The following is a 3,572-nucleotide window of genomic DNA, read 5'->3' on the forward strand; positions in this document are numbered from 1 at the left end:
AATGTCATCGTACAACTTTGCAGGTACGGGTGACTTAAAATCATTTTTAGGCACATCAATTTTTGGCCAGTCCAGATGACCCTTCACCCAAACATACGCTAAGCCCAAAGCCAGAATGCCTATAAACACAAACATCTCTATTAAAGAAAACCATCCCCATAAACCATCAGTTGCCGCTATTCTCTCCTTATTGCCAAATACAGTTGCCCACGGAAATAGAAATATAATCTCCACCTCAAACAATAAGAATATCAACGCTATAATGTAAAACCTGGTATTTACCCTGCCACGTGCCGAACCTATTGGTTCCTCACCACTTTCATAGGTCGTCAGCTTCTCGGCATTAGGGCGTGATGGCCTCAATATATAATTAGTGAATAGCCCGCCTGCCAGAAAGAGCAACCCCCCAATTATAAAAAGCAATATTTCTCCGTATTCTGACATATGTTATGACCAAATATAACCAATAAGACTGCCTATACCGAACGCTTGAATCAAGAAGATATAAGTATAATCTATATAAGTATAAAAACTATCAATTTTACTAATAATAGCCTATTACGTAACTTTAGGATACAATAAAAAAGAAAATGATTATGAAAAACGCAGAAATAATTTCAAAACTAAATGTATTACTAGCAGATTATCAGATCTACTACCAGAACATCCGAGGTTTTCATTGGAATATACAAGGCAAACACTTTTTTCAGTTACACGCCAAGTTTGAGGAACTCTATACTGACGCTGCTTTAAAGATTGATGAGATAGCAGAACGTATATTGACTATTGAAGGAATGCCATTGCACTCATTCGAAGATTACCTTAATACCTCTACGATTAAAGTAACTAAGAATGTTCACGATGGAGAAACTACGGTTTCTACAGTAGCCAGTAACCTACAAGAGTTGTTGTCTTTGGAACGAGAGATTAAAGAAATGGCAGTAACAGCTGATGATCACGGTACTGAAGACCTGATGTCTGACTTCATAGACCAACAAGAAAAGACCTTGTGGATGATGAAAGCATGGCTTAAATAAAATCAGCTTTGAATGACGAGCTATAAGCTTCAAGCAAAAACATGGGTAGGCTTGTAGCTTACGGCTCGAAGCTAATAGCTCGTTAACCCGCCCAACCTTCTCTATCCAAGCTCCTGTATTGGATAGCTTCTGCCAAATGCTCAATCTTAATTTCTTCTGAACCTGCAAGATCAGCAATGGTTCTTGAAACTTTCAAAATGCGATCGTAAGCCCTTGCCGAAAGACCTAGTCTTTCCATAGCAGTTTTTAACAAAGTTTTGCCAGCCTCATTTATCTCACAGATGTCCTTCACCATTTGCGAAGGCATCATAGCATTACAATGAATCTCTTTTACCTTTTCAAATCGATTGGTTTGGATGTCTCTGGCTTTAACTACCCGTGTTCTGATTTCTTCACTTGTTTCTGTCTTTCGATTAGCCGTCATTTCATCAAATGACACTGGAGTAACTTCTACATGCAAATCAATTCTGTCTAATAAAGGGCCGCTGATCTTACTCAAGTAGCGCTGCACTACACCGGGGCCGCAGACACACTCCTTTTCAGGATGATTATAATATCCACAAGGACAAGGGTTCATACTTGCTATGAGCATAAAATTGGCTGGATAATCCAATGATACTTTTGCTCTTGAAATGGTCACCTTCCTGTCTTCCATTGGCTGGCGCATCACTTCCAAAACAGTCCGTTTAAACTCTGGTAGTTCATCTAAAAACAAAACACCATTATGCGCCAATGATATTTCACCAGGCTGGGGATTTCCTCCTCCTCCAACCAAAGCTACGTCACTAATGGTGTGGTGAGGCGAACGATATGGTCTTGTTGAAACAAGAGAGGCATCTTTACCTAATCTGCCAGCTACGGAATGAATTTTTGTTGTCTCAAGGGCCTCATGCAAGCTCAATGGCGGAAGTATAGAAGCAAGCCTTTTCGCCAACATGGTCTTGCCTGCACCTGGCGGGCCAATCATAATGGCATTATGTCCACCGGCAGCGGCTATTTCAAGGGCTCTTTTGATATTCTCCTGGCCTTGAACATCTTTAAAATCCGCACTGTAGTTATCATTCTGAGCCATGAACACATCTCGGGTGTCCACTTCGAGGGGTGCTATTTCTAATTTTCCTTCAAAGAAATCCACTGCCTCGGCTATTGTCTCAACACCAATAATATCAAGGTCATTAACAATAGCCGCTTCTTTGGCATTTTCTTTAGGAAGCATGAAGCCTTTGAATTTATTTTTTCTAGCTTCTATAGCAATGGGTAGCACACCTTTGATCGGTCTCAATGAACCATCCAATGCAAGCTCACCCATAATCAGATATTCTTCCATCTTATCGGCACCAATCTGATCAGAGGCTTTTAGAATGCTTAGGGCAATGGGCAAGTCATAGGCACTTCCCTCCTTTTTAATATCTGCAGGAGCAAGATTAACTACCACCTTTTGGCGTGGCATTCTATACCCAAACTGTTTAACTGCAGACTCTACCCGATGCTCACTTTCTTTAATGGCACTATCGGGCAGCCCACTCATAAAGAACTTGAGCCCCTGCCCTACATTTACTTCTATTGTGATGATTTTGGCATCTACGCCATATACTGCTGCTCCAAATGACTTAGCAAGCATTATTTAACCAGTTTTTCAACCAATAAAATAAGTATGTGAATAACCTTGATATGAATTTCCTGAACACGATCAGCATAACCGTAATGTGGCACTCGTATTTCCACATCAGCCATACCAGCCATCTTACCTCCACCATTTCCAGTTAGCGCCATAACTTTCATATCCTTTTTCTGCGCTGCTTTTATAGCATTAATCACATTTTTAGAGTTACCACTCGTACTTATAGCGAAAAGAACATCACCATTTGAGCCAACTCCCTCAACAAACCTTGAAAAGACATAGTCAAAACCGTAGTCATTACCTACGCATGAAATGTGGCTAGGATCTGAAATTGCTATAGCCGGAAGTGAAGGTCTGTCATCACGGTATCTCCCAGTTAATTCCTCTGCAAAGTGCATGGCATCACAATGAGACCCACCGTTACCACAAGCAATAACTTTACCCCCTGCTTTAAAAGCATCGGCCAGCAATTTAGCTCCCGCTTCAACACTATTGATGTTCTCAGGGTTGGCTATAAATTTATCAAGCACGTCATAGGCGTGCAAAAGCTCTTGTTTAATAATGAGCTGGTTATCCATAAAAAGTTAGTTAATTGTCGTCACTATCAGCCTCTGAAGTACTTTTGTTATCAGCTTCAGTTGGTACTGCAGTAGATTCATGTCTTTTGGAGCTAGTAGCCTCCTGAAGGTCAAACATCTTAGCTTTTAAGGCATTCACTTCCTGCTCCAAGGCAGCCTTTTCTTTAGAGTTTGTACGAGCATCCAAACCTGAAAAGATCAGATTTATAAAAAACAGTACCAAGCCCAATGCAGAAACATACACCATCATGGACATTTTCCCTCTTAAATAAAGAAGGAACTCAAAATCTTCGGAACGATAGTTTACATAAATGGAGACAACCAAAAGTGCTATGT

Annotated in this window: 5 protein-coding genes; 1 reads left to right on the forward strand and 4 read right to left on the reverse strand. The window is 40.5% G+C overall.

The window, feature by feature from the left end; translation table 11 throughout:
* Positions 1-444, reverse strand: a 444-nt coding sequence (locus tag E1140_RS01200) for an NADH-quinone oxidoreductase subunit A (RefSeq protein WP_155178197.1), incomplete at its 3' end; no start/stop codon positions are given.
* A 152-nt stretch (positions 445-596) separates the two neighbouring features.
* Between E1140_RS01200 and E1140_RS01205 the strand changes: the two genes are divergently transcribed.
* The gene (locus E1140_RS01205; protein ID WP_155178199.1) at positions 597-1,037 is read left to right on the forward strand and encodes a Dps family protein; all 441 of its coding nucleotides are present in this window, start codon (positions 597-599) and stop codon (positions 1,035-1,037) included.
* 82 nt (positions 1,038-1,119) lie between these two features.
* Here the strand turns inward: E1140_RS01205 and E1140_RS01210 are convergent, their stop codons facing one another.
* The 3 genes from E1140_RS01210 to E1140_RS21285 all read right to left on the reverse strand — a co-directional run.
* Positions 1,120-2,658: a YifB family Mg chelatase-like AAA ATPase gene (locus E1140_RS01210; protein ID WP_155178201.1), complete on the reverse strand. Its 1,539-nt coding sequence runs from the start codon at positions 2,656-2,658 to the stop codon at positions 1,120-1,122.
* A complete protein-coding gene (gene lpcA / locus E1140_RS01215; RefSeq protein ID WP_155178203.1) occupies positions 2,658-3,236 on the reverse strand; it encodes a D-sedoheptulose 7-phosphate isomerase in 579 nt (192 codons plus the stop codon). Before lpcA ends, E1140_RS01210 begins: the two co-directional genes overlap by 1 nt.
* Positions 3,237-3,246: 10 nt before the next feature.
* The coding region (locus E1140_RS21285) for a hypothetical protein (protein WP_185153355.1) at positions 3,247-3,572 on the reverse strand (326 nt) is incomplete at its 5' end.

The sequence above is a fragment of the Fulvivirga lutimaris genome (assembly GCF_009711525.1).
Classification (GTDB): Bacteria; Bacteroidota; Bacteroidia; order Cytophagales; family Cyclobacteriaceae; genus Fulvivirga; species Fulvivirga lutimaris.

Excerpts from the sequence above, each read along its gene's own strand:
- E1140_RS01205 (WP_155178199.1), top strand. The coding sequence starts at position 597 with ATGAAAAACGCAGAAATAATTTCAAAACTAAATGTATTACTAGCAGAT.
- E1140_RS01210 (WP_155178201.1), bottom strand. The coding sequence starts at position 2,658 with ATGCTTGCTAAGTCATTTGGAGCAGCAGTATATGGCGTAGATGCCAAA.
- lpcA (WP_155178203.1), bottom strand. The coding sequence starts at position 3,236 with ATGGATAACCAGCTCATTATTAAACAAGAGCTTTTGCACGCCTATGAC.